This window comes from Sporosarcina sp. P34 (assembly GCF_002743375.1).
GTDB lineage: Bacteria > Bacillota > Bacilli > Bacillales_A > Planococcaceae > Sporosarcina.
The window spans coordinates 79,529-106,374 of the sequence record NZ_PDZC01000011.1 but is presented as its reverse complement, the minus strand read 5'-3'; the positions used below and the strand labels follow the sequence as shown (position 1 = coordinate 106,374).

Annotated in this window: 18 protein-coding genes, 1 pseudogene and 1 other annotated feature; of the genes and pseudogenes, 6 read left to right on the top strand and 13 right to left on the bottom strand. The window is 40.5% G+C overall.

Annotated elements, in window-relative coordinates:
* Positions 1 to 50 precede the first annotated feature (50 nt).
* The 9 genes from CSV63_RS14150 to ilvD form a co-directional block, all read right to left on the bottom strand.
* Entirely contained in the window at positions 51 to 2,318 is a 2,268-nt protein-coding gene (locus CSV63_RS14150) for an S-layer homology domain-containing protein (RefSeq protein WP_233192121.1), read from the bottom strand.
* Positions 2,319 to 2,598: 280 nt separating this feature from the next.
* A complete protein-coding gene (leuD, locus tag CSV63_RS14145) occupies positions 2,599 to 3,183 on the bottom strand; it encodes a 3-isopropylmalate dehydratase small subunit (protein ID WP_099675411.1) in 585 nt (194 codons plus the stop codon).
* 13 nt (positions 3,184 to 3,196) lie between these two features.
* Entirely contained in the window at positions 3,197 to 4,609 is a 1,413-nt protein-coding gene (gene leuC / locus CSV63_RS14140) for a 3-isopropylmalate dehydratase large subunit (protein ID WP_099696398.1), read from the bottom strand.
* Positions 4,610 to 4,753: 144 nt separating this feature from the next.
* Positions 4,754 to 5,854: a 3-isopropylmalate dehydrogenase gene (gene leuB / locus CSV63_RS14135; protein WP_099696397.1), complete on the bottom strand. Its 1,101-nt coding sequence runs from the start codon at positions 5,852 to 5,854 to the stop codon at positions 4,754 to 4,756.
* Between the two features lie 68 nt (positions 5,855 to 5,922).
* Positions 5,923 to 7,464, bottom strand: coding sequence for a 2-isopropylmalate synthase (locus tag CSV63_RS14130; RefSeq protein WP_099696396.1), 1,542 nt, complete (start codon positions 7,462 to 7,464; stop codon positions 5,923 to 5,925).
* Positions 7,451 to 8,485, bottom strand: coding sequence for a ketol-acid reductoisomerase (gene ilvC / locus CSV63_RS14125; protein WP_099675414.1), 1,035 nt, complete (start codon positions 8,483 to 8,485; stop codon positions 7,451 to 7,453). The genes CSV63_RS14130 and ilvC overlap by 14 nt, the downstream gene beginning before the upstream one ends.
* A gap of 25 nt (positions 8,486 to 8,510) precedes the next feature.
* Positions 8,511 to 9,029, bottom strand: coding sequence for an acetolactate synthase small subunit (gene ilvN, locus CSV63_RS14120; protein WP_083035136.1), 519 nt, complete (start codon positions 9,027 to 9,029; stop codon positions 8,511 to 8,513).
* Positions 9,026 to 10,771, bottom strand: coding sequence for a biosynthetic-type acetolactate synthase large subunit (ilvB, locus tag CSV63_RS14115; RefSeq protein WP_099696395.1), 1,746 nt, complete (start codon positions 10,769 to 10,771; stop codon positions 9,026 to 9,028). The genes ilvN and ilvB overlap by 4 nt, the downstream gene beginning before the upstream one ends.
* Before the next feature lie 104 nt (positions 10,772 to 10,875).
* Positions 10,876 to 11,126: a binding site (T-box leader), on the bottom strand.
* A 2-nt stretch (positions 11,127 to 11,128) separates the two neighbouring features.
* Positions 11,129 to 12,796: a dihydroxy-acid dehydratase gene (ilvD, locus tag CSV63_RS14110; RefSeq protein WP_099696394.1), complete on the bottom strand. Its 1,668-nt coding sequence runs from the start codon at positions 12,794 to 12,796 to the stop codon at positions 11,129 to 11,131.
* A 710-nt stretch (positions 12,797 to 13,506) separates the two neighbouring features.
* On the opposite strand from ilvD, the gene sda reads away from it, so the two are divergent.
* Entirely contained in the window at positions 13,507 to 13,623 is a 117-nt protein-coding gene (sda, locus tag CSV63_RS16950; RefSeq protein WP_369823863.1) for a sporulation histidine kinase inhibitor Sda, read from the top strand.
* Positions 13,624 to 13,719: 96 nt separating this feature from the next.
* Here the strand turns inward: sda and CSV63_RS14100 are convergent.
* Both CSV63_RS14100 and CSV63_RS14090 read right to left on the bottom strand, forming a co-directional pair.
* A pseudogene (locus tag CSV63_RS14100) lies at positions 13,720 to 13,875 on the bottom strand (DMT family transporter); the annotation flags it as partial.
* Positions 13,876 to 14,342: 467 nt separating this feature from the next.
* Positions 14,343 to 14,669 carry a cation transporter dimerization domain-containing protein gene (locus CSV63_RS14090; RefSeq protein ID WP_099696390.1) on the bottom strand — a complete coding sequence of 109 codons (327 nt, stop codon included), beginning with the start codon at positions 14,667 to 14,669 and terminating at the stop codon, positions 14,343 to 14,345.
* 279 nt (positions 14,670 to 14,948) lie between these two features.
* Here CSV63_RS14090 and CSV63_RS14085 point away from each other — a divergent pair, with 279 nt between their 5' ends.
* The 5 genes from CSV63_RS14085 (at position 14,949) to CSV63_RS14065 (ending at position 22,230) form a co-directional block, all read left to right on the top strand.
* Entirely contained in the window at positions 14,949 to 16,634 is a 1,686-nt protein-coding gene (locus CSV63_RS14085) for a hypothetical protein (RefSeq protein WP_143565411.1), read from the top strand.
* A 54-nt stretch (positions 16,635 to 16,688) separates the two neighbouring features.
* Positions 16,689 to 18,137, top strand: a complete 1,449-nt coding sequence (locus CSV63_RS14080; protein WP_099696388.1) for an S-layer homology domain-containing protein — start codon at positions 16,689 to 16,691, stop codon at positions 18,135 to 18,137.
* An 18-nt stretch (positions 18,138 to 18,155) separates the two neighbouring features.
* On the top strand, positions 18,156 to 20,570 hold the full coding sequence (locus CSV63_RS14075) for an S-layer homology domain-containing protein (RefSeq protein WP_099696387.1): 2,415 nt from the start codon (positions 18,156 to 18,158) through the stop codon (positions 20,568 to 20,570).
* 162 nt (positions 20,571 to 20,732) lie between these two features.
* Positions 20,733 to 21,362, top strand: a complete 630-nt coding sequence (locus tag CSV63_RS14070) for a YflT domain-containing protein (protein ID WP_099696386.1) — start codon at positions 20,733 to 20,735, stop codon at positions 21,360 to 21,362.
* A gap of 184 nt (positions 21,363 to 21,546) precedes the next feature.
* The gene (locus CSV63_RS14065) at positions 21,547 to 22,230 is read left to right on the top strand and encodes a C40 family peptidase (protein ID WP_099696385.1); all 684 of its coding nucleotides are present in this window, start codon (positions 21,547 to 21,549) and stop codon (positions 22,228 to 22,230) included.
* A 40-nt stretch (positions 22,231 to 22,270) separates the two neighbouring features.
* Here the strand turns inward: CSV63_RS14065 and CSV63_RS14060 are convergent, their stop codons facing one another.
* Both CSV63_RS14060 and CSV63_RS14055 read right to left on the bottom strand, forming a co-directional pair.
* On the bottom strand, positions 22,271 to 23,830 hold the full coding sequence (locus tag CSV63_RS14060) for an FMN-binding glutamate synthase family protein (protein WP_099696384.1): 1,560 nt from the start codon (positions 23,828 to 23,830) through the stop codon (positions 22,271 to 22,273).
* A 142-nt stretch (positions 23,831 to 23,972) separates the two neighbouring features.
* Complete coding sequence (locus CSV63_RS14055) at positions 23,973 to 26,495, bottom strand: S-layer homology domain-containing protein (protein WP_099696383.1); 2,523 nt, start codon at positions 26,493 to 26,495, stop codon at positions 23,973 to 23,975.
* Positions 26,496 to 26,846 lie beyond the last annotated feature (351 nt).

Here is a 26,846-nt window from a genome sequence, read left to right as displayed (position 1 = left end):
CAAACAACAAACCACCACCTCCTTGACGAACGGAGATGGTGGTTTCATTATTATAATGCGTCTGTATACTCTTTACCTGCTGGCAATAAGTTAGACATATTGATACGCTTCAGACCTTCTTTGATCTTGGTTGTGTAACCTTTTTTCGTACTGTTTAAATAACCCGCCTTCGATTTAATCATCCGCTCAAATACTTTAGCTTTCGACTGATCGATTTGTGACCACTTTTCATAAGAATGAATCAAGTCTTCTAACGTCAGATGAACATAATCTGTACCTGAAAATTGACCATTTGGTGCACGTTTGTACCAAATGTCTCCATTTGAACGAGTCCAGTTCTTTTCTTCGAAACGTATTGCCTTTTCAATAGCACTAGCATTTTCCAAATAGACTGGATCATTAAACTCTTGGAACGCAAGCAAGAGAATGTTCATGCCGCCAAGTAAATGGTTCATTGACGTATGCGTCTTCACTTGAGATTTCGCCGGGAAGTAGTCGGGAATATAATATGCAGTAGGAGACAAGAAGTTTACGTTCCCTTTTCTATGTTGCTGTACAAGCAAGTTCGCATAGTTTCGCAAACCTTCATTGTAGTCTTTATGATTGAATGCTTTTCCTCCATTGTAAAGGAATAATGCAATCTGTTCATTGAAGCGTGTATCGACGAATGGTGCTGTGAAGTTATATAAATGCGTCAAATACGTACTAGTCACTTCAGTTTCCCAATAAGGCTTACTTCCTCTGAAGACAGCTAGGTTTGTAAAGGAGTTATGCAAAATATCTTCATAATAGCGTTCTTTCGTTTGATTATACAATAACATGACACGATCTTCTTTTACTAAAAGTAAATTACGACCATATCCACGCCCCGAAGCAGGCATAGGTTCGATAGTTGTCGCCATCTTATTGTATGGCCCTTCTGCTGTATACCATTTATTGCGCTTTTTATAGTTAGTAATGGACTCCCGAAGCCATGAATCCAATCTTTCTTTTGACGAAAAGAGTTTTTTATTGGATGCAAGATACCATTGATCCACTACATCGTATCCTCTAGAGTTTAACTCATACACTGATACACGAGTATCGCCCATTAGAATATTACTGTACGATTCTTTCTCTTCTTGTAGTTCTCGCGTTCGGCTGACCGCACCATTACGGTACTTTAACTCCAGCTCACGCGAACGGTAGGTTTTTGATATCATTTGCTGTCCAGTACCTTGTTGTGAAATCGTTTCTAGGACACCAACTGGCGAAGTGGCAATATCGAATCCGAATGTCTCATCCACGTCTTTTTTCATTGGGAATTTGTCGAAACGTTCCATTGTATTCGTTTTAATATCCCCATCAATTCGTACCAAGTCCACACGAATCGGCAGACGGTCAGGGTTTCTCAACTCTACGAATGTAAAGTAATCACCGTTTGGCAATTCGCGCTTGGTTACAGTGACTCTCGTACTCTTTCTTTCACTGACGCCATAGACATAAATATGATCGGTTGCATGTCCGTGTGCTTTTACTCGTTTAGCTGATAAAGACAAGAAATGATTTGAACGCAAGTACGTCTTACCTTCTTGTGTCATGGGTACTTCTGCAATAAATTGCTCATAACGAATAGGTTCATATTTCCCCATAGTTTGTGTTTTATTGAAAACAATCGGTTGCTTTTTTTCGAGCATTCCTGCCTGAATCATTGCTCTATGTAGAAATACAGCGAATGAACCACGGTTAACGGAAAGTTTCGGTGCAAAGGATCCGTCTTCTTTACCCGTTGTAATGCCGTGTTGCATAAGTACCTTTACGCCATATCTGTGGGATTCACTAATTTTATGTTCATCAGTAAAATGTACTTTTTCACCCGTATCTTTTAATTTAAATGCATGAACCAACACACTTGCCATCTGTTCACGTGTTAATTCATCACTTACACCGAAGTTACCATCGGGCTTCCCTCTAAATATTCCTTCTTGATACGTTGACATTGCGCCGCGTAAGTTAGATGACTTGGCGCTGACATCTTTGAATATCGGCTGATAAGGAGCTTCAGGTAATTGCAGTGCTGCGGTCAGTAAGTTTGCCGCTTGCCCACGTTTGATGCTGACACCTGGACGGTATTGTAGATCTTGATAACCGTTAATGATTCCTTCTTCCACGAGCTGTGTTACTTCATCTTTTGCCCAATATTCATTGCTTACATCGGTGAAACGCTGGTTTACCGTTTCTGCTTGCGCATGTATTGGTAGTACAATGAAGAATACGAACATTGCGATAAGTAAAGAATGGAAAATAGCGTATGTACTGTTCTTTGATGCGCTGAACATCTTTAAAATCAACCCCCGTCTTTAAAATCATTAGTTTTAGTATGCAGTTTCCTTCGACAATTATAGCATATCAATCCACTCATTTGGACTTTCATCGCAAAGGAAGAACCTTCCATACTGTAAAGCCATACTACGTACAGAACTACTTCTGCATTCTGCAAACTGCCACCGTACAGACGCAGTAAAACAAAAATAGTTTCAACGTTTCACACTTTACTTTTACTATTTCTATGTACATGAAAAAACAGTTCATGCTAAGTAAGCGATGAACTGTTTGGAGTTATGCATGCTTTTGTTCGTACTCTGTAATCTTGTCTTCATATTGGAAGGTCAGAGAAATTTCATCCCAACCGTTCAACAACATCTTTTTTGAATACGGATCAATGTCAAAGCTATACACCGAACCGTCTTCTCCCGTTACAGTCTGATCTTCAAGACTAACTGTTAATGTATACGGGGCTTCTTTCCCTTTTTGTAGAAATTCATCAATTTCCGCAACAGATAACCTAATCGGTAAAATACCGTTTTTGAAGCAATTACTGTAGAATATATCTGCAAAGCTCGGGGCAATGACTACACGGAATCCATAATCCAAAATGGCCCAAGGTGCGTGTTCACGAGATGATCCACAACCGAAGTTATCATGTGCAACCAAGATAGTTGAACCATCGTATCGAGGGTCATTTAACACGAACTCTTCATTTTTTGTACCATCTGCATTGTAACGCCAGTGATAGAATAAATATTCACCGAATCCAGTCCGCTCAATACGTTTCAAAAATTCCTTGGATATGATCTGATCTGTATCTACGTTGTTTTTATCTAAAGGAGTGAGTACACTCTCAATTTTATTAATTGGTTCCATCTGAATACCCTCCTCAAATTTGCACAGCTGCTTCAATTTTACGAACATCTACGAAATGTCCGTGTAGAGCAGCCGCTGCAGCCATGGATGGGCTGACTAGATGTGTGCGTGAGCCTGCACCTTGGCGTCCTTCAAAGTTCCGGTTGGATGTAGAAGCACAACGCTCGCCAGCTGGTACTACATCATCATTCATAGCTAAGCACATACTGCATCCCGACTCTCTCCATTCAAAACCTGCATCTGTGAAGATCTTATCAAGCCCGATCTCTTCCGCCTGTTTTTTCACTGTACGTGAACCAGGTACGACAATTGCAGTGACAGTTGGATGAACATGTTTACCTTTTACCACTTTTGCCGCCGCTTCTAAATCGCTAAGACGGGCATTTGTACATGAACCGATGAATGCGTGCTGAATTTCAATATCAGTTAATGCCATTCCTTCTTCAAGTCCCATATATTCCAGTGCAGAACGAAGTGCGGACTTTTCTGTTTCCGATACATAGTCTGCAGAAGTTGGAATGTTAGCCGAAATTCCAGATCCCATCGAAGGGTTCGTTCCCCACGTAACAAATGGTTCGATTTCATCGGCATCAATTTCAAGCACTTGATCATATTCTGCATCTTCATCCGTATTCAATGCAAGCCAACGCTCAGCTGCTGCTTCGAATTCTTCGCCTTGTGGTGCATATCGACGACCACGTAAATAATTGATTGTCGTTTCGTCCGGACCAATTAAACCTGCTTTTGCTCCCGCTTCTATTGACATATTACAAATGGTCATACGTTCTTCCATTGTAAGTCCACGAATTGCTTCACCTGTATACTCGACAATATGTCCAGTACCCACGCCAATTCCAAACTTTGAAATGATCGCAAGAATGATATCTTTAGCTGTTACACCAAAGCCAATTTTTCCTGTCACACGAATCTCCATCGTCTTCGGTTTACTTTGCCATAATGTTTGTGTAGATAGTACGTGTTCTACTTCACTTGTCCCAATACCGAACGCGATCGCTCCGAACGCACCGTGTGTTGATGTATGGCTATCACCACAAACAATAGTCTTTCCTGGTTGTGTCAACCCTAGCTCAGGACCGATAATGTGCACAATACCTTGGTCAGGATGTTGCATATCTGCTAATTGAATACCAAACTCTTTACAGTTTTTCTCAAGTGTCGTGATTTGTTTTTTGGCAATCGGGTCATTGATTACCGGTAAGTTCTTTGTCGGGACGTTATGATCCATAGTGGCAAAGCATAGATCCGGACGACGCACTTTACGGTTTGCTAGACGTAAACCTTCAAACGCCTGTGGTGATGTCACCTCATGAATCAAATGAAGATCAATATACAATAGGTCAGGCTTTCCCTCTTCCTCGTACACAATATGCTCATCCCATATTTTCTCAATAATTGTTTTAGCCATAATTGTTTCCCCTTCCAAGCCATTACCATAATAATGTGCGGCATCTTATTCAACCCGTCAGTCTTTTCTCCAGCTACACATAAAGGGCGCACCAGTTTCGGTATGCCCTCATGTGCATGTCGAGACGAAGACAGCAGTATTTTTTTAAATATACGAATACATGATACTATTCGAAACGAACTGAAGATCCAATTCATCTACAATCTTATCTGTCCATTCTTTAGTCGTTAATGAACGTTGGTCTTTGCCAGCTAAGTCTGCTGTAAAATGACCCTCTTCAAATACTGTATTCACTGCTTTCTCAATTGCTGCTGCCTCAGTTTCTAATCCAAATGAATACTTCAGCATCATAGCAACGGAAAGAATAGTTGCTGCTGGATTTGCTACCCCTTGCCCTGCTACATCCGGTGCCGAACCGTGTACGGGTTCGTATAAACCTAAACCATCTGAACGGACACTCGCTGAAGGTAGTAATCCAAGTGAGCCCGTAATTACAGACGCTTCATCACTCAAAATATCTCCAAACATATTTTCTGTAACGATTACATCGAAATGTGCAGGATTTGTAATTAATTTCATTGCTGCGGAATCCACTAGCTGATGCTCTACTTCCACATCTGGATACTGCGCTTTTTTCTCTTCTACTATCTTTCTCCAAAGCTTACTGGATTCGAGTACATTCGCTTTGTCCACAGAAGTTACTTTGCCTCTACGTAGGCGAGCCAACTCGAAACCTTTGTCGACAATACGTTCGATTTCTTCACGTGTATATACAAGTGTGTCAACGGCTGACTGATCTGTATGACGGCTCGGTTTACCGAAGTATAAACCTCCAGTTAATTCGCGAACAATCATCATATCGACTTCTTTGACGATGTCTTCTTTTAAAGGAGAAGCTTGGATCAAAGAAGGCACAGCTGCAACAGGACGAAGGTTTGCAAATAGATCGAAATGTTTACGTATCGCAAGCAACCCTTTTTCCGGTCGTAATTCAGATGGATTTTGATCCCATTTAGGACCACCCACTGCTCCTAGAAGAATGGCGTCGCTTGACTCACATAACTCAATTGTCTCTTTAGGAAGTGGATTATTCTTTTCATCAATCGCCGCTCCACCAATTAGTCCATATTCTGTATGGAATGTATGGTTAAAACGTCTGCCGATCACTTCCAATACTCTAACTGCCTCTGCTACTACCTCGGGGCCTATGCCGTCTCCGGGTAATACTGCTACTTTCTTTTCCATAGAACTTCTCCTCCTTGATCAATCTCGTATCACTCGATCGAATACTCTATCCCTTTGATCTATGTTACTTATTTCATTAACTCTTCTTTCCGCAATTGTTCGCGAACTAGTTGACGATTGATAGCATTCAAATAAGCTTTTGCAGACGCTTCTAGTACGTCTTGCGCTACGTCTCGGCCTGTAAGCTCGAGTCCGTTATGTCTTAAATTGATTACTGCCTCTCCCAGTGCATCGCGGCCCTTACCGATCGATGTTACACGATAATCCAGAATGAGTACTTCACCTTTAACGGCCAATTCCAGTGCATTAAATATGGATTCAACGGAACCTGCACCTGTCGTTGCCACTGTAACTGTTTCTCCGCTAGGCACTGTCGCTGTAACGGTAGCAGTCGGAATATTATTCGTTCCGTATTGAACTTGAACATTATGCAATTCATAAATAGGTGTATCCGTATCAGCCAATTGCTGTCCTGTAAATAGAACAAACAAATCGTCTTCTGTGATTTCCTTTTTACGGTCTGCTAATTTTTTGAAGTCATCAAATGCTTCATTTAATTGTAGATCAGTCAGTTCAAACCCCATTGTTATGGCCCGGTCTTTGAACGCAGCGCGCCCAGAGTGTTTACCAAGCGCTAGTGGTATATCCGTTTCACCAATTAATTCCGGTGTAATAATTTCATATGTCTCACGGTTTTTCAGCATGCCATCTTGGTGAATACCAGATTCATGGGCGAATGCATTCTTACCGACAACTGCTTTGTTTGGCTGGATGACTACCCCTGTCAAGCGGCTAACAAGCTGACTAGCTTTTTTGATTTCTTTTAAGTTGATTCCAGTTTCCATATTGTAGAAGTCTTTACGAATGTGCATAGCTACAGCAATTTCTTCTAATGCTGCATTACCTGCACGTTCTCCAATACCGTTAATTGTACATTCAACTTGATCTGCACCATTCTCGACTGCTGCAATAGAGTTTGCAACGGCCATACCGAGATCATCATGACAATGAGCGGAAAGCTTAACGTTTTCTATTCCTGTTACGTTCTCTTTCAAGTACTTGAATAGAGCACCGTATTCTGCAGGTGTTGCATAGCCTACAGTATCCGGAACATTAATGGTCGTAGCCCCTGCCTCAATTACTTTATTAATAATACGTACTAGGTATTCCTTATCAGAGCGGAAAGCATCTTCTGCTGACCACTGAACGAGTGGAAAGTACTGTTTGGCATATTTGACCGCATCCACTGCAATGTCCACCACTTCGTCTGGAGATTTTTTTAACTTATACTCCATATGAATCGGTGATGTAGCTAAAAACACATGGATATGCGGCTGTTCTCCGCCTCGTAATGCTTCCCATGAAATATCAATGTCACTCTTCATCGCTCTAGCAAGACCCGTGACAGTAGAGTTTTTCACTGTATTGGCAATGCGTTGAACGGCTTCGAAATCGCCTGGGGATGAAGCAGGAAAACCTGCTTCAATCACTGCTACCCCTAGCTTTTCCAGCTGACGAGCGATCTCTAATTTTTCTACTGTATTTAAATTAATACCTGCGGATTGCTCACCGTCGCGAAGAGTTGTATCGAATAGATCAATTTTTCTCACTCGCCACCACTTCTTCCTCTTTTGATTTAGCACCTTCGTTGATGAATGGCATCATAGAACGTAGTTTTTGTCCTACTTCTTCGATTTGGTGCTTAGCTTCAGCTTCTTCGATTGCATTGAATTGAGGACGTCCGTTTTTGTTTTCTTCAATCCATTCTTTTGCGAACTTACCTGATTGGATATCCGTAAGAATGTCTTTCATACGTGCTTTAGTATCTGCATCAATTACACGTGGTCCGGAAACGAAATCGCCCCACTCTGCTGTATCAGAGATTGAGTAACGCATTCCAGCCATTCCGCCTTCATACATCAAGTCAACAATTAGTTTTGTTTCGTGCAATGTTTCGAAATAAGCTAGTTCAGGTTGGTATCCAGCTTCTACAAGTGTTTCGAATCCAGCTTTAACTAGTGAAGTCAATCCGCCACAAAGTACTGCTTGCTCTCCGAATAGATCCGTAACTGTCTCTTCTTCGAAAGTAGTTTCCAAAACGCCGCCACGAGCAGATCCGATTCCTTTTGCATACGCAAGAGCTACGTCTTTTGCTTGGCCAGATACATCTTGATACACTGCGAATAGTGCAGGAACTCCGCCGCCCGCTTCAAATGTTCTGCGCACAAGGTGTCCAGGTCCTTTTGGAGCTACTAGGAATACATCTACATCAGCAGGTGGTTTGATTTCGCCAAAGTGTACGTTGAATCCGTGAGCGAATACTAACGATTTACCTTTAGCAAGAGCTGGTTCGATTTCTGCATCATAGATTGCTTTTTGGTTTTCATCTGGAAGTAAGATCATGATTAAATCTGCTTTTTCAGAAGCTTCTTTTACTGATAGTGTTTCTAGACCGTCCGCTTTTGCTTGATCGAATGATTTACCAGCACGAACACCTACTACAACGTTGAAGCCTGAATCTTTCAAGTTACGTGCGTGTGCGTGTCCTTGTGAACCGTATCCGATGATTGCGATAGTTTTACCTTCTAATAGTCCTTCATTGATATCCTGGTTATAATACATTTTTGTCATTTTAATTTCCCCCTAAGTGTGTGTGTTATTGTTTTAAAATCGACAGCTGTGGTGCTTGAACTTTTTGCATATCGCGGGCAAAGCCGGTTGCGCCAGTTCGTGTTAATTCTTTGATGCCATATGGTTTCAGCAAATCGATAAATGCTTCGATTTTATCTGGGTCACCCGTTACTTGGTACGTTACTACATTCTTTCCGGAATCGACTATAGTCGGACGGAAAGGTTCCACAATACTATTCATTTCAGAGCGAATCTGTGGTGGTGAGATTACCTTTACTAGCGCTAACTCACGTAACACGATTGCTTTGTCTGTTATATCTTTCACTGTAATAACATCAATCTGCTTTTGCAGCTGTTTTACAAGTTGTTCAATTTTGTTTTCATCTTCTACGTGAACTTGGAATGTCATCTTGGATCTATTCGGCTGTTCCGTAGCACCAACGGTAATGCTTTCGATATTGAATTGACGCTTCATAAGCAGTCCCGTTACACGGTTTAATACACCGCTCTGATTAATTACTGTTACTGTAATAATTCGTTTCACTGAGGACTCACTCCAATCATGTCTTGTAATCCTTTACCTGGCGCAACCATCGGATAGACGTTTTCACGTTGTTTGACCCGGCAATCGATCAGCACAGGCTCGTCAGATAATAGCGCTTCTGTAAATACTTTCTCAGCTTCTTCTAAATTGTGGATGCGATATCCTTTAAGGTCATATGCTTCCGCCAATTTAATAAAGTCTGGTTGTACAGGGACAAGTGACTGTGAGTAACGTTCTTCATAGAATGTCTCTTGCCACTGACGTACCATACCAAGTGCTCCGTTATTTAAAATAATCACTTTAACGGGAATGCGCATCTCTTGAAGAAGTGAAAGCTCTTGTGCCGTCATTTGGAAACCTGCGTCTCCAACAATCGCAACTACACGATCTTTTGGTCTTGCCAGTTGTGCACCGATTGCTGCTGGGAAGCCGAAGCCCATTGTTCCCAATCCGCCTGAAGTTACCCAGTTATCAGGATTATTGAAACGATAATATTGAGCAGTCCACATTTGGTGCTGTCCAACATCCGTCGTAACAATTGCATCACCATTTGTAATCCGATGTATGATCTCAAGTGCTTGTTGAGGTAATAAAGCTTCCTCATCCGTTTCATACCACAGCGGATATTTGTCTGCTAAATCATTCAAATAGCCAATCCATTCTACTGTATCCGGAGATTTGAAATCTGCCTTTAGCAATGCTGTTAAAGCTTCTTTCGCATCCGCTACGATAGGAATTTCAGTCACAACGTTTTTACCAATTTCCGCAGGGTCAATATCGACGTGAATGACACGTGCATTCGGTAAGAATACATCCAAGTTACCTGTTAAACGATCATCGAAACGAGCACCAACATTGAGCAATAAATCACATTCGCTTAGTGCGTAGTTGGCAGTTGCTGTACCGTGCATTCCAGCCATTCCGTAGAAAAGTTCATGATCTCCATGGATTGTACCTAAGCCAAGTAATGTATTGACGATTGGGATACGATGTGTTTCGACAAGCTCTTTTAGCTCAGCCGCACCGCCTGCATGAAGTACACCTGCACCTGCCAGAATCATAGGCTTTTTCGCGCCAGAAATGGCTTTCGAAGCTTTTTGAATTTGCAGATAATTTGGTGTAGTAGTCGGCTGATAACCAGGTAAATTCACTTCTTTATTCTCTTTTTCGACAGGAACAAATATATCTGTTGCGACATTTTTAGGTACATCAACGACGACTGGTCCCGGTCTTCCGGTAGAAGCAATATGGAAAGCTTCACGCAAAATACGTGGAATGTCCGCTACACTTTGCACTTGATAATTATGTTTTGTAATAGGTTGAGTAATCCCTATGATATCCGCTTCCTGAAAAGCATCCGACCCAATAACAGTACTAGCTACTTGGCCTGTAATAACTACTAGTGGAAGTGAGTCCATCATAGCATCCGTAATTCCCGTTACTAAGTTCGTTGCACCAGGACCAGACGTGGCAATGACCACCCCTGTTTTGCCAGATACTCTTGCATATCCTTCTGCTGCGTGGATTGCGCCTTGCTCGTGACGTGCTAATACATGTGGAATCGGGTCGTTATATAGCGCATCATAGATAGGGAGAACAGCTCCTCCAGGATATCCAAAGATCACTTCTACGTTCTGTTCTTTAAGAGATTGAATCAAGATTGCAGAACCATCTGCAAGTTTATTCTTCGTTTGTTCCATTGGCGTAGATGCGGTCTGTTTTTCTTGTACTTCAGCACTCATACTGAACTCCTCCTTACAATTTTCAACTATATTTATGTTGGCCAGTGACATTTTCTCCTAAAAAAAAACCTTTTCATCCCACGCAAAGAATTCTTCTCTCTTTACATAGGGATGAAAAAGCTTTCATGGTACCACCCTAGTTCGTGACATTTGTCACCTTATGAAAAAGCAAGCCAAAGCCGTACTTTCTCATTGTTAACGAGCCCGAATATCAAGCCCGGGACTGCCTAATCGGTATACCTTTTAGCAATCCACTCCGAGGGGATGTCGCAAATAGTTGTATTGCCGGCTCGCAGCACCGCCGGCTCTCTGTGAATACGATTTCTATCTACTTTAACCTCATCAACGTTTTGTCTATTAAATTTTCATGACTCCGCCAGTACTTGCTGAAGTGACTAGCTGAGAATATCTAGCAAGATATCCTTTTTTAATTTTAGGTTCGAACGGTTTCAGTGCATGGCGCCGTTCTGCAAGAACTTCATCAGATACTTTAAGTTCGATCGTACGGTTTGTCAGATCAATCTCTATAATATCCCCGTTCTCTACAAGTGCGATCGGTCCGCCTGATGCCGCTTCTGGTGAGATATGTCCAATAGAGATACCTCGTGATGCCCCAGAGAAACGACCATCTGTAATTAATGCAACTTCTTTACCAAGCCCTTTCCCCATAATTGCTGAGGTCGGTGCTAGCATTTCTGGCATTCCTGGTCCACCTTTAGGACCTTCATATCGAATGACGACCACATGGCCTGCTTTTACAGTGTCATTATCAATATTTTCTTGGGCTTCTTCCTGTGAGTTAAAGACAATTGCTTCGCCTCTGAATTCCTTGATAGAGGGATCCACTGCTCCAACTTTAATGACAGAACCTTCAGGAGCGATATTACCAAACAGAATGGATAGACCACCTACTGGACTATATGGATCGTCTTTCGTTCGAATGACGTCAGTATTTGTAATTTCATGTCCCGCAACATCTTCTGAAATGGTTTTACCAGTGATTGTAATACGATCTTTGTGGATCGCTCCATCGATTTTACACAATTCATTGATAATTGCGCTCACACCACCGGCTAGATGAATGTCATGCATAGAATAATCAGATGCTGGCATGATCTTGGATAGATATGGTACTCGTTTAGCTACATCATTTACATCCTCAATGTTGTAATCAATTTCTGCTTCGTGCGCAATCGCCAATGTGTGAAGAACTGTATTAGTCGAACCACCCATTGCCATATCGAGTGCGAATGCATCGTCGATGGTTTCTTTTGTGATGATGTCTCTTGGTTTAATATCTTTTTCGATACAATTCATCAAATGTTTTACAGCGTCTCGTATTAGCTGATGACGCTCATCCGATGTTGCGAGGATTGTCGCATTTCCTGGAAGAGCCATACCGAGCATTTCCATTAAGGAGTTCATGGAGTTCGCAGTGAACATTCCTGAACAAGATCCGCATGACGGACAAGCGTTTTGTTCAATGTCGAGCAACGCTTCAGCTGTCATGTTCCCACTTTTGTACGCTCCAACACCTTCGAACACGGAAGTTAAGGAAAGTGTCTCGCCTGTTGCGGAAACACCTGCTTCCATCGGTCCTCCAGAAACGAATACTGAAGGGACGTTTGTGCGAACAGCTGCCATCAACATGCCTGGGGTAATCTTGTCACAGTTAGGTATATAGAAGACTCCGTCAAACCAGTGCGCATTAATGACTGTTTCTGCCGAGTCTGCAATTAGCTCACGACTTGGTAATGAGTAACGCATACCAATATGCCCCATGGCGATTCCATCATCTACGCCAATTGTATTAAATTCAAACGGTACGCCGCCCGCTTCCCAAATTGCTTCTTTAACTACTTCCGCAAATTTGTTTAAATGCATATGTCCCGGAATGATATCTATATAAGAGTTACACACTCCGATAAATGGTTTGTTCATATCTTTCGTTTTAACACCAGCTGCATATAGTAAGCTACGATGTGGTGCACGATCGATTCCTTTTTTAATCATGTCACTTCTCATTTGCAATCTCTCCTAAACTAATTGAACGAATCAATTGCTAATTACATTAATTGCATTCAGTTGAATATTCTGAACAGCTAGTGAAACATTCACCGCTATGAACTAGATTGCTGTAATCATATCTTGTATATGGATAAAGGTCAACCGTATTTTTAAAGTTTTTAATCAATTGTGACTAATTTAAAACGTCTGAATACGCTTACACACCTGATATACAGCGATATATTGCATATCAAAATTTCTGAATTTTTTTTGATTTGATCTCGTCTCTTTCATTAAATTAAAGAATGGAAAGGGAAGATCTTTACCCTGCAAACAGGTATTATGCTTGTACCCTCAATAGAGATTCTATCTTATCCTTTTATTTATGGGGTAGATTTATTGCTCTGTTTGATTCAAATGAACGTATCTATTCATTGAATATGTAGAGTATTAGTAGTTCTATGACAAGTTTCGCTCGACAGTATTCGACATATATATTTTGTTTATAACTCTATACACATTATACACCGCGTATCTTAGCAGTTTATGTTAACCATTCACATATTACCCACAGCTTACCCACTAGTACTGTGGACAGTTAGAACGCTTGTTCTTTTTGTGAAAGTTTGGTAAAGTTAGCTATAACAACTAGAGGGAAACACGCAGACTGATTACAATCATTTCATCCTAAAGGAGGCGGTTCTACTGTGTTGCATTTATCAGATCAAATGTTACTGTATTCCTACCAACAGGCGCAAAAGCATCAACTAAATGTGGAGTTCATCCAGATGTTAGAATATGAGATACGTAAACGTGCCTTAGAATCGATAAAACTCAGTAGCTGATCTTTCGGATACAATAAAACGGACAAGCCTTTTTAACATAGGCATGTCCGTTTTTCATTTTATATGGTTATCTCCTTCTATTAAAGAAGAGATATTTTATGATAACGCTTTGAGTCCAACTACTCCGATGACGATGAGTGTGAGACTCACACCTCTACCTGCACTCTTCGATTCACCAAAGAATAGCCTATTGATGAGTACGGCACCTGCTGTTCCTACACCAATCCACACAGCATACGATACGCTGTACTGACTTGTAACTACTTAACAGTTAGTCACCGCACAACCATATGATATGTAATCATCTGCGGAGTGGTGACGACTACATTTGATTGGCCTAATACATTCCAGTCTACAATTATTTGATACAAAGTACATATCAAAAATATTTCTATATATTTCAAAGTAAGAATTCTCTTGGCCACGGCTATTGTTTTCTTAAAAATGATGCGCAATGACTGGTGTACATTTTTATCTAGTAACTTTCCACTTGCCATTGATTTTATAAAATGTATAATCCACATCACAACAAGCAGTTGGACCACCGCCGCCTAATTCAATTGTATCCAAGATAGAAAAATATTACCCACTATCATATAAAGCCGCTAGTCAATTCATTTTCTTGGTAGTATTCCAGTGTAATTGGTAATTGAATAATAATCTATGAGTATGACCTATAAAAATACCGCCCTATAGTAATGACGGTATTTTTTCTTTCATTATTTAACTGTTTTTGTTTCTTGTACAAATGTTTCTCCGCTTTTGCGCGCTTGGATATCAACGCTATGTTCTGGATATTCTTTTTCAAGACGTTCATAGTATTTTTTACTTATTTTTTCAGCATCTTCTTTTTTCATGTCTTCCGTTACTTCAAAGTCTAGCAAGACGAAGCCACCAGCATCTTCCGTAATGATCAAACTTACTTCTGATACCCCTTCCTCTTTCTCAAACTCTTCTTTTAACTCATCATTAGTAGTAGTTGTTTCAGATTTATCTACAGGCTCTTTCACAACATTTTCAGTTGGTTCGGTTTGTTCCTTATCCACATCTGTAGCTTTTTCAGTATCCGCATTACAAGCTCCTAATAATAGAAGTGAGAGACTAAGCGGAGCAAGAATTTGTCTTTTTTCATTGTAAACCGACCCTTTCTTTTGGTAACTATACTGTGTATCCTATCACACCTGTAAAACCTTGACAAATAAACCGATACTATGAAACCGGCAGTTAAACGGTTATGTAACTATATGACCAGACCCGTTTATGAGTCCTTTTCTTCACATCTATACCAATTGACCGATATAGAATGTATACGATTATTTTTGGAGGTGGGACAAATAGTAAACAGAAAATGGTGTGCTATTTTCACATGCTATATAGCACTTATCATTGGGTTCCTAGTTAGTGTAGCAAACCCAGCGGAAGCAAGCGAACGGATAACCGGCACATTTGTCAAGGCCAATTATGAAGAAGTAGTAGTAGATAAAGCCACTACTAAGAAAGAATTACGCAGTGTAACAATCAAAAATGATGTAGGTGTTGCAGCTACTTATACAATCGATCGATACACAAGGTTATCCGTGGACACAATCGCTGTTAAAATCGATGCTTTTAAGTTAGGTATGAAAATAGAAGCGGATGTACAAATTCGCCACCTTAAAACTCTTCATGGTAAAACGGATACACCAAGCGCGGTCATTGAACCAAACGCTAAAGCCTATAGCGGTATGATCACGTATATGGATAGAAACCGAAAAGGTCTAACCATTACATTAGATGACGGCCGTGTAAAGAATGTCTATATTAATTCAGAAACTCAGTTTTTCAAAAAGGGTAAACTTACGACTAGTAGCTCTTTATATGAAGGAGATCGTGTCAATATCAAGTTCTCCATCTATAATTCTAACTACATTACAATGTTAGAAATTTTAGAACCAGGCGTTCAAGTTGCTGGCTTATATAAAGGAACACTTCATCAAATCGACCCGATCAATCGTAAAGTCATCGTGCGTAACGAAACGAAATTTCTAAACTGGCACTGGTATGAAAACAATGCCAAAAGCACTTCTAGCTATTACTACTCTGCCAAAACACCTATTTACTTTGAAAATAAACCAGTTCCCCATAATCAGTTGCGGAAGTATGCAAACCTGAAAGTCTACCTAGCAACTGTAAATAAAAATGGCAAAGAGCAAGTAGAGCGTCTCATTATACAAAAAAATGCGGAACGTACTTTTTATGAACCATTGAAGAGCTTTAATGGAAAAACAAAAGAAATTAGCCTGATGGATTCACACCGATTCCGCTATCACGATGGATCTATTCTGATCCGCAACGGCCGCTTAGTCTCGCCTGAATCATTAGGCGCTTATGGAACAGCCTTTGTTGCGGCATCCGGACCGATCAAAACACAGTACGCAAACATTGTACATATTAGCAATGACGGATTAGACAGTCCGAACTTATCTAATCAGTCTATTTACTTCGGTAAAATTGCTGGAGTGCTTGGCTATCAGTTACGTCTATCAGATGCTTACGAACTAAAGAATAACGTTTGGTCTTTCATGAAAGAAAAAGATGTAGATTTTAATAATGAGACGTATGCAGTGCAAGAATATAGTAAACAATTTATCACTCTTATCCCCCAAATGGACCTGCGCTTCATGATGGACTATTACGGATATTTCTATATTTCCGATGACAATCAAGTAACTGCTATCCACTTAACAGACAGCAACAAAGCACTCGCTACTATTACGTTAGTGGGACGTTTATCCAAGTTAGACCCTATACCAAAAGGAAAGGTTACGCCTACGAAAATCAGTGTACGGAATGTAAGTAGATGGATGAACGGTGCATGGGCTGATCAAGCCGAAGTGAAGGAAATGAATATTCAACAAGCTACCTTCATCAAGGATGGTATAGTCATTCAACCAAGTGATTTAGAAATGAATGACCGACTATTTATACTTGCTGAAAGTATCGTCAAAGGAAAAATTATTCTAGTAGATTAAAAAATCAGGCAGTGAGTGAAACATCTCACTGCCTTAAAAGAAGGTGTTGTATTAATGAAGATCTTTAAAAAAATAAGCGTATGTACTCTTTTCTCTCTTCTAGTCCTAACCTCACTTCATGTTATACCAACATTCGCAACCCCGATCGACGTAAATGGCGGTGTCATGAATGAATATGAGTATAGCGAAGTATTTTTCCTAACAGGTGAGCCTATAACCTTTTCTGGAAAAGCGACTATCACAGAAAAAGAAAGTAAAAATATTCTTACGCGTACTTACCGCTTTACGTTAACCGGTGATAAAGAGAATCCGAAGTATAGGGATGCAAAACTTACTAGAAGCTTAAACTATGTAGCCAACGTTAATGAACACGAAGGTAAAGGCCAAACTACTTCCCAATTTGAAGTGAAGAGCTATTCCGAGAAAGTAACTATCAGTAAGGATACATATACACTTGCTGACTATCAGTATTCGGAAGGAAGGGTGGCAGACAACCTACCTGCTTCCACTTTTTATTCAGGCAATATGGTTGGCCGGAAGATCTACAAATACATAAATGGCTCAACTAAAGATGAAGAGATCATTACTGTCCACTTAAATGGTCGTAATATGGGCTATAAAAACTTCTGGGGGGCTACTGAAACGCAGTTGATGGATTCTGAGATTGTTACGCCTAAAGGTTCTGCTTTCATTACAAGCAAAGCTTCCGACAGCAAATCTCGCGTCATGGTATACGAACCATTCGATCCTTCCATATCGAGCTTTACAGGTGGTCATTCCGTCATCAGCTCTTCCGATATGGTAAGTGAATATACGTATAACATTCCTTTCGGTGCAGGTAAAGGAAAACTGGAATTACAGAAAAAGAATGTACCATTGGTAAAGCGCTTAATCGTGCCTAAATTCCGTGATCTAAATCGGCACCAAGCAAAAGATTCCATTGAAAAGCTTTATTCGCTTGGTATTTTCGATGAAAATTCTCAATTCTTCTCCCCTAATACACCCATGCAGCGCTATCAATATACAATCGGTATTTTAAAAGCAGTGGACCTTCGTGTTCTAGAAGAACCAAAAAAAAGCAAAGTACCACGTGTTCCAATTTTCAAAGATCTTTCAACAAAAGATCCTGACTATATGTATATCGAAAGTGCAGTAGAGCAAGGAATCATTACCGGGGTTACACCAGACCTATTCGAACCTGATAGCCCCATCACACGTGTACAAGCGATCGCTATTCTCGTCCGGGCGCTTGGAATGGAAGGTCGTGCTCCAAGTCCAGGATTCAAAACACATTATGTTGACGACTATAAGATTTCCGCATGGGCTAAAGATAGTGTCTATGTTGCAACAGAACTTGGATTGGTAAAAGGGACCGAACAGAACTACTTCAATCCGAAGCAACCCTTGACAAGAGCACAGGCGGCATTGCTAACATCCCGTTTCCTGGATTTTCTGGAAAATGACTTAAAACAAAATTATCGCGATGATATCTTATTCCAATAAGAAAGGAGCTCTACCCTATTGAGACGATGCACTATCTATATATGGAGTTTATCACTTGTACTATGTGTCCTTTTGCCACTACAAGTTTCTGCTACAACTTCTTTCACAGATGTAAATGATCGCTACTGGGCTAAAGATGCTATTCAATGGGCTTCTGAAATCGGCTTAACATCCGGTTATCCAGATGGGACATTCAAGCCGGAACAATCCATTACGGAAGCTCAACTTGTAACCATGCTTGTTCGCTTTGATCTCAACTCCCCTCATTCATTCCTTTCAAAAAAGGGTGAGCATAAAGCGATGGGAAATTATCGTTACTTAACTAAATACCACTTACCGTTACGCGGGCTTAACAGTGGTTCTGTAAGAAACGTAGCTTTACAACGTTCATATGCGGCGAAGATTTTCGCTGCGTTTCAAGGAAAAGATTTATATGCACAGGAAGCGGTCTATTATCTTTACACGCATAATCTTGCCCATGGAGTAACAGGTAAGAATGATTATCAAGATTTTGCGCCAAAAAGAAATCTTACGCGTGCTGAAGCAGTTCATATTATGTATCAAATGTTCCTTAATCAAGGCCGTTATATTCAAGGTCTATCATCACCCGCAACAGGTAGAGATAATGCACAATATGCAAAACCTCCCCTGTTCATCGAAGAGGATGAGCTAGAATTCGAGCGCCCAGTCCCACCTCCCCTACCCGGAGTTAATCCTGGTAAGCCTATTGAGAGAGTGGAAGTAGATATCGAAAAGCCAACCTTAACCGCGAATGGTAAAGATGAGACATTCATTACATTTACATTTAAGGATTGCAACGGTAAGCTCATTCCTTATGAACAAGAGATGGAATTTGAAGTGACTTCCAGAGAAGGTGCGGCAATTGAAGTAGATACACCTATCCCACAACCCGATAAGCCACTAATTCCGCCTACGCCTAAACCCGAGCCGGAGCCCAAGCCAGAACCAGTGCCGGAGCCTGAACTTGAACCTGAACCAACACCTGTTGACTCACAAAAACCAAATGAAGATCCTGAGCGTGCGTTTCCGGAAAATGAAAATGCAGTGAAATCGGCTGCTGTAGTTGCTGCTGCGAATCCTTGGTATCGACATGCGATCTCAGATGGTCCAGAAGTTACGGTGAAAGTGACTGCCCCCCGTACAACGACTGAAACCGTAGACGTGATTACTTTGACGCCTATAACGAAAATAGGAGCTTGCACACTTCCTAGAGCAACCGCAACTATTACGTATGTCCCTAGAGCGGAAATTCAGTTAGATATTTATGAAGGAAAATATAATGAATTAGGAAGAACTTTCATTACCGCTACACTAGCACGTCCAGGTGGTGCACAGATTACAAATTTCAATGGATATTTAAAAATAGACTCTTTATATCATCTACCATTTGAATCATCTTTCGTAAAGTTTAGTAATGGTCAAGCCACGACTTCTTTCATTACCCCGATGACTTTAATGAAGAATGAAATCATTGCTACAGCGATAGCGAGCACTTCGGTAACTGACAGCGCAGTGCAATCTATACTAGAGAAAAAATTTAGTGCACCCGTTTCGTACGCACCACCATTATCAACAGATAAGTCGTGTACCAATCAACAGCCTGAAATCGGTTTCCTGATAGATTCTTCGGGCAGTATGAAGCGTAATGATCCTCAGCGATTGCGTGTTACTAAAACAGAAGAGTTCATTGACACACTGCAAGCAGATGTCAATATAGCAACGCATTTCACTACTAGCGGAATGTTTTTAGAAAAAGGCACACCAAATCCTGTTATCAAATCATTGGAAAAAGTGAAACAAAGTGGCGGTACAAATATTGCTAATGGTCTAAAAGTAGCTTTTGATAAATTTACGACCGTTCAACCAAAAACGCTTATACTTTTGACCGATGGCAAATCCGCCAAGGCACCTATTTTAAAAGAAGTCGAGTATGCCAAAAATCATGGCATCAAAATCTATACAATTGGACTTGGACAGAATGTAGATACTGATCTATTGAAACAAATAGCCCTGGATACGGGTGGAAAATACTTCTCTATTAAAGAGAATATTGAATTGCCACTTGTATATCAATCGATTCTACAAGAGATTAATTGTGGCATACCAATTGAAACTTGCTCACTGAGTGCATCCATTTTCGAGTCCCCTTCTGTAAAACTGGTACATAACGATATCCGAATGAACACCGAACTGCTGACTGCATGCGGTCCTATCAACAAAGTAATCGTCCGCTTCTCTTCACAAGACGGTAATTTGGATTATGAACTTACGCACAGAAGGCAAGGAATTTATATGCTGAATAAAAAGCTTTACGAAATTCAAGACTTCCTACTAAATCCCAATGCAACATTTATAGCATACGACGGCGCTGGAAAAGAAATTGGACAGCAAGTAGTGCAAATTGAACAGTAATGAGTAAGCGTCGATACAGAGTTCCTACACTCTGTATCGACGTTTTTGTTTACACTATGTTCTACATTCCACACACCAATCTTCCGTCAACGCTCACCAGGTTTTTGAAGAATGATAAACGGGTATGCTATATAGAGCAACTATAATGAGGGAGGCTATACAATGGATGAACTGATAAGCAAAACATTTATTGGTGTGTATTACAACGACGCTGACCTTCTAAGCAAGATAGAAGAATTAAAAGTGACCGGCTATCTCGATGATAATATTTATGTAATTGCTAAAAATGAAACTGACGTAGCCATGCTACGCAGTAGAACAGGCGCAGATGTGTACTCCGCCTATGATACGTGGACAGATCGCTTTATGGATTTCCTTACAGGTGAAAATCATATTAAACAAATGATGTATGGCATCGGCATGGATACCGATCAAGTAGACCGCTATTACGAAGAAGTGCAACACGGTGGCATGATGCTATATGTAGATGAAGGTTGGGCTTTCAGTGTATATTCGAAAGACGAGACGTTCCAAACAAATAGATTATCGAATCATGCGCCTAGACCTGTCACTGATTCTGCTAAAACAACAATTCCATTCATAGAAGATATAGAATCTGAACCGTCTTATGGCGGATATGAACCACTGCAAAACCCTTTACATCCTGAAATGTTAAAGTCAAACAATCAAGACGAAACAATCCAGACAAATGATCTTACTTCTAAAAATGAGCGTGCCGTATTATCCGAACAAATCGAACCTGAAGATTCTGCTGCTTTCCCTAGAGATTAATTACTTTCGTGATGGGCCTTCCTTTCCTAGAGGAAGGCTTTTTTGCTTTGTTACAATTTGTTTACAAAACGCTATTCTTGTAACCCCTTCTTAATATGAACGTAATGTTTGCCCCCTAAGCTGTCGTGTAAGATATAACTTGCAGCTAGAGAGTGATATATAATGTTTCGGAGGAGAATTATTCATGAAAAAGTTTTTATGTTCAATTTTGATGGCATCCGCCATGTTCGTCGGATTCACTGGCGGGACAGCCGATGCAGCAGGTAAAGCGACAGCTAAGAGTGGTACATACATAACAGTACATAATGCGAATGTTCGGGCAGATGCTGGTACAAAACATAGAAGAGTCTTTACATTAAAAAAAGGTACACGTGTTCAACTGACACATCAAAAATATGCAGGTAAGCAATTGTGGTATAAAGTAAAGATTAATGGCAAAAAGGGATATGTTTCAAGTTCCCTGTTAAAGAGATCTACAGGCAATGCAGTAGCAGCGGCTTCCAGTGCTAAAAGTGGAGGATCTGGTGTTGTGAAAACCGCAATGAACTTGCGTGGAATTCCGTACCGTTTCGGCGGCACTACAACTAGAGGATTCGACTGCAGTGGATTCATTCAGTATTCATTCAAGAAAAATGGTAAGTCTGTTTCTAGAACGACAACGGGGCAATTCAAACAATCATCAAAAATTAAATCCCCAAGACCTGGAGATTTAGTATTCTTCCATAACACCTATCGCAAAGGGATTTCCCATGTAGGAATCTATGTTGGAAACAATAAATTTGTTCATGCTGGTGGCAAGAAGTCAGAAGTTGTCAGCCTAAACAACCCGTACTGGAAATCTAAATTCAATAGTTTCAGAAGAATATAATCCATAAAACGACCCGATGAACATTCATCAGGTCGTTTTTTTACTCAATTGAATGGATTTTTCCTCGCTCGTCTTTATAGACTACATGATGTCGTTCAAATTTTGTTGGAGAATCCAAGCCCGCAGCCGCGGCCACACGGAATAATCCTTCTCTCATCGTCAAAATATAGTTGGTTACACGGAATTTCTTTTCTTCTACAACAAGTGCTCGCTGTAAACTCTTATCCGTCGTGGCAACACCGGCTGGGCACGTATTCGTATGGCACCGCTCTGCCATGATACAGCCTACTGATATCATGAAGCCACGTGCAACTTGTATCAAATCTGCACCTAAAGCCAATGCAATTGCTGCTTTATCCGGTGTGATGATTTTCCCTGATGCAATGATTTTCACTTGATCACGTACTTCAAACTTACGCAATGCATCGTCCAGTAGAATAAGCGATGAACGAAGTGGTAAGCCGACGCTATCCGCCAAGTCTTGATAAGTAGCCCCAGATCCTCCTTCCGCACCATCGAGTGAAATAAAATCAGGACCCATACCTGTTTCCGCCATATACGATGCCAGTTCTTCAGCATCTTGCTTTCCTCCAATGACTATTTTAATCCCCACCGGTTTACCACCCGTGTGACGGATATCTTCAATGAACGAAAACAATGTTGGATAATCGTGGAACTGTTTAAAACGGTTCGGACTGTTAATAGATGTATAAGCTTTCACATTTCGTATAGCCGCAATCTCTTCTGTGACTTTCTCTCCTTCTACATGTCCACCACGCATTTTAGCGCCTTGGGCCAACTTGATTTCAAATGCTTTAAGCTGTGGTATTTGTGCTTTCTCCTTTATTTTGTTCATATCAAACTGCCCGTCTTCTGTTCGGAATCCGAATAAACCTGACCCAATCTGCGCAATGATATCGGCTCCACCCGCTAAGTGGTGGTCTGATACACCACCCTCCCCTGTGTTCATCCAGGCACCTTGAGCCATACCAATCCCTTTAGATAGCGCGGTAATTGCATGATCTCCGAGCGCTCCATAACTCATCCCCGATTGCCCTAACAAGCTGCGCACGACAAAAGGATGCTCACAATTCGGACCTAATACAATCGCATCTTCCTCAGGTAACAACCAAGGCAATGTCGTTACGTCTTCGCGATGCTCTTTACGCGAGAATAAATTGTCGCTATCCACTTCATAACGCATGGTGTTTACTAGATTATCATTATCCACACGCATTTCTTCATTTTGCTTCGTAAACATGGCATTACGAATGTAGTGACCAGGCTCCTGAAAGTCACGTTTAGATCCGAAACCGATGATACTGTTTAAATACTTCCCTGGCATCACCATATGTAAATATTCTTCACGGCTGAATGGCTTGCCGCTATTGTCATCGTTAAATAAATACTGCCTAACCTCTGGCCCTGCCTTCTCAAACATATAGCGTACTCTGCCTAAAATCGGATAGTTGCGCAAAATTGCATGCTGCTTTTGACTGCGATCAAAAAAGTATAGAAATATTCCAATACTGATCGGGATCGCCAAGATAATTAGCACTACCAATGAAGTCGTGAAATTAATTCCTTCCAACCAATTCATTACCCCACTCCTTTCTAATTGTCTGTACTGTACCTGTACCCTTGATAAGTAGCTGACTAAACGTAAAAAGCCCTAATCCTTGAATGACTTCAAGGATTAGGGCTGGATGTTGCTAGATTGTTATTGTGTAACTGAAATTGGATTAGTTGCTTGCTGGAACATTTACTTCAATTTGCTTAGTAGCAATCGCGCTAGCTTGACCAGCTTTTTTCACGCTAACTACGATTGTACCTTGCGCACCTGCATTGGCTTTACCTGTAATTTTTCCGCCATCTACTTTTAAGTTTGTAACTTCAGAAAGATTGCCAGAATAGCTCGTTGCAACTGTACCCAATGTAATTTCTTGATCTTCATTTACTATATAAATAGTACCGTCAGTTTTAAATTGAGGAGTAGCTTCTGATGAAGTCAATTTTATTCCATCAGCAGTTACTACTGAAACATCAAACAGTCCTGCAGTAATGACTGGTTTTGTTTCTTCAAACTCTACTGAAGAAATAGACGGTGTTGAGTTCACTACAGTAATCGTAGCAGTTGCTCTTGTAATATCGCCTTGTTTAATCAAGATATTCGTAGTTCCTGCTTCTTTAGCTTCAACAGTCAGTGCCCCTGTTTCAGTATCTTTTGTAACTGTTGCAACGTTTTCATTGGATGAAATGACGTCATAACCAGTTTCAATTTTGTCGTTATCCACGTAAAAACCTTGGCTGTTGTACTGTTTCCAAGCTAATTTTACAGAACCGTCTTTTGAACCAGCCATAGCATCGATTGTTAAGTCGTCTGAGGCAGAAACAGTTTCCAACTTTTTAGTAGCTACTGTTACATCATCCGATACAGCAACCGCTATATTACCTAAAACGGTTTCTCCCGACTTAACTTGGACAGTTGTTGTACCAGCTTTTACTGCTGTTACTTTAACATCAGCTTTACCTTCTGTAACTGTCACAGGAGTTGCAGATACAGTAGCAACCTCAGGGTCTTTTGACTCTACAGTTACATTACCAGCATACAAATCACCATATTGGTCTTTAACTACAATATTCGTATCTTGCTTTGCACCTACAATTAATTTAGACTCCGTTGAGGATAATGTTGCACTGCTTGCAACACGTTTACCAGCACCTACTGTAAGCTTAATATCCTTCGTTACATCTCCAACTTTCGCAACAATTGTTACTTCACCTGTACTGATTGGTGTTACTCTTCCAGCAGAAGTGACTGTTGCTACACTTGGATTAGAAGAAGTGAATGTTGCAGTCGAATCAGTTTTTGTTGCTCCGCTTAGAGTAATAGTTTCTTCGACTTTTACATCTACTGCACCGTCTTCAAGTGAAACTTTACCACTTTCCACAGTTACTCCAGATTGTTTAACTGAAACTTTACTAATCTCAGAAACCGTATTAGCGAAATCTACTACTTTAACATCTACTAATTCTGATTCAATAGCTTTTCCATCTTTGTCTGTAACGATAACTTTGTATGAGAATGCATCAGTAGTAGCAAGTTCCTTCAACGTACCAGTTGCCGGCTCTGAAAACAAATTCGGTTTAGTAGATTGGAACGCAACCGTATAACCAGCATCCGTCAACTTCTTCATATCAACCGGCTTACCGTCAACGTTAAACGTTAACTTTTGACCAGCAGTACCAGCATTCACTTGAGTAGTAGTAGCTGTAACTTTCTCTACTTTAAACTCATACGTGAACTTATAAGAAGTAACTACGTCTTCTTCGCCTTCTGCTTCTGCTTTTGTCGTCAAGTTAAGAGTCATTTCTTTACCCGACGTTAGTTCGTTTTTTAATTCGATAGTCGCTTTTGTACCGTCTTCGTTCGCTTTGAATGAAGCTAGTTCATTTCCTTCAATTTTCAACTGATCAGCTTTCAACTCTTGTAAGTTCTTACCTGTTAGCTCAAGTTGTTTTTCATCGATTGCTGTAACGGCAGTAATTTCCGCTACTTCTGGAGCTTCTGGAGTTTCAGTTCCAGGTACTTCTACTTGAATCGTTTTATAAAGGAATGAAGCAAATTGTGCACGAGTTGTTGTTTCTTTCGGTCTGAAGTTTGGTGCAGCTGGGTTCGTAATGTCGAAGTAGTCTAATACGTCGATTGCAGTACGCGCTTCAGCTTTCGCTTTATTTAAGTCTACTACATCTCTATCAAATTCTTGTTCTTGCACATATGTTAATAAACTTGTTTTATTCACTGAATCGAATGCACGAACTAATACAACCGCCATATTTTCACGGGTAATAGAACCAGCCGCGCCTAATGATCCATCTTCGTATCCTCTAAATACATCGTTATCCTTTACGATTGCCGCTGATTGCAACAATTCGTCATTTGACTTCGATGTTAAATCTGTGAATCTTGGATTTGTTTTATAGTCTGTCGGAATTGTATAACCTTTTGATACAAGCCATTTTCCCATTAACTTTACTACGTCAGAACGCGTTAAAGTTTTATTAGGCTTGAATGAACCGTCCGGATAACCACTGATAACACCTTCTGCTGCTAGTGCATCAATTGCTTCCTTATGTGAGTTAGTGTCGGCAACGTCATTAAAATCTGCTGCGCTGACTACTGGTGCCACCGCTGATGCAACTAATGCCGCTGATGCTACACCTGTTAGATACTTGCTGTACTTCTTTTTTGATTGTGATTTCATTAAATAATTTCCTCCTTTAGTTCGTTTATAAGCGTGATTGCTGGTTGGTTGTAGAGCAACATAAAAACCACTCTCCCATTCTAATACCCTCTTTCCTATTAAATAATCCTAAAGACTATTAATAGAATCAAGAATATAAAATAAAAAAGTGATTACTAGCTACTCGAATTTATATTAACATACTTTCCCACGATTGGTAATGGCAAATGATGGACAGCTAGTATAAATTATGGAATCGCCAACCTGAATGTACTATACAACTTTCATATTACAGTCAGGTAACAAGCTTGTAACTTTGTAATGTCAAATAAAAATCTAACTTACTTACATTAGAAGTTACTTTTCATGATA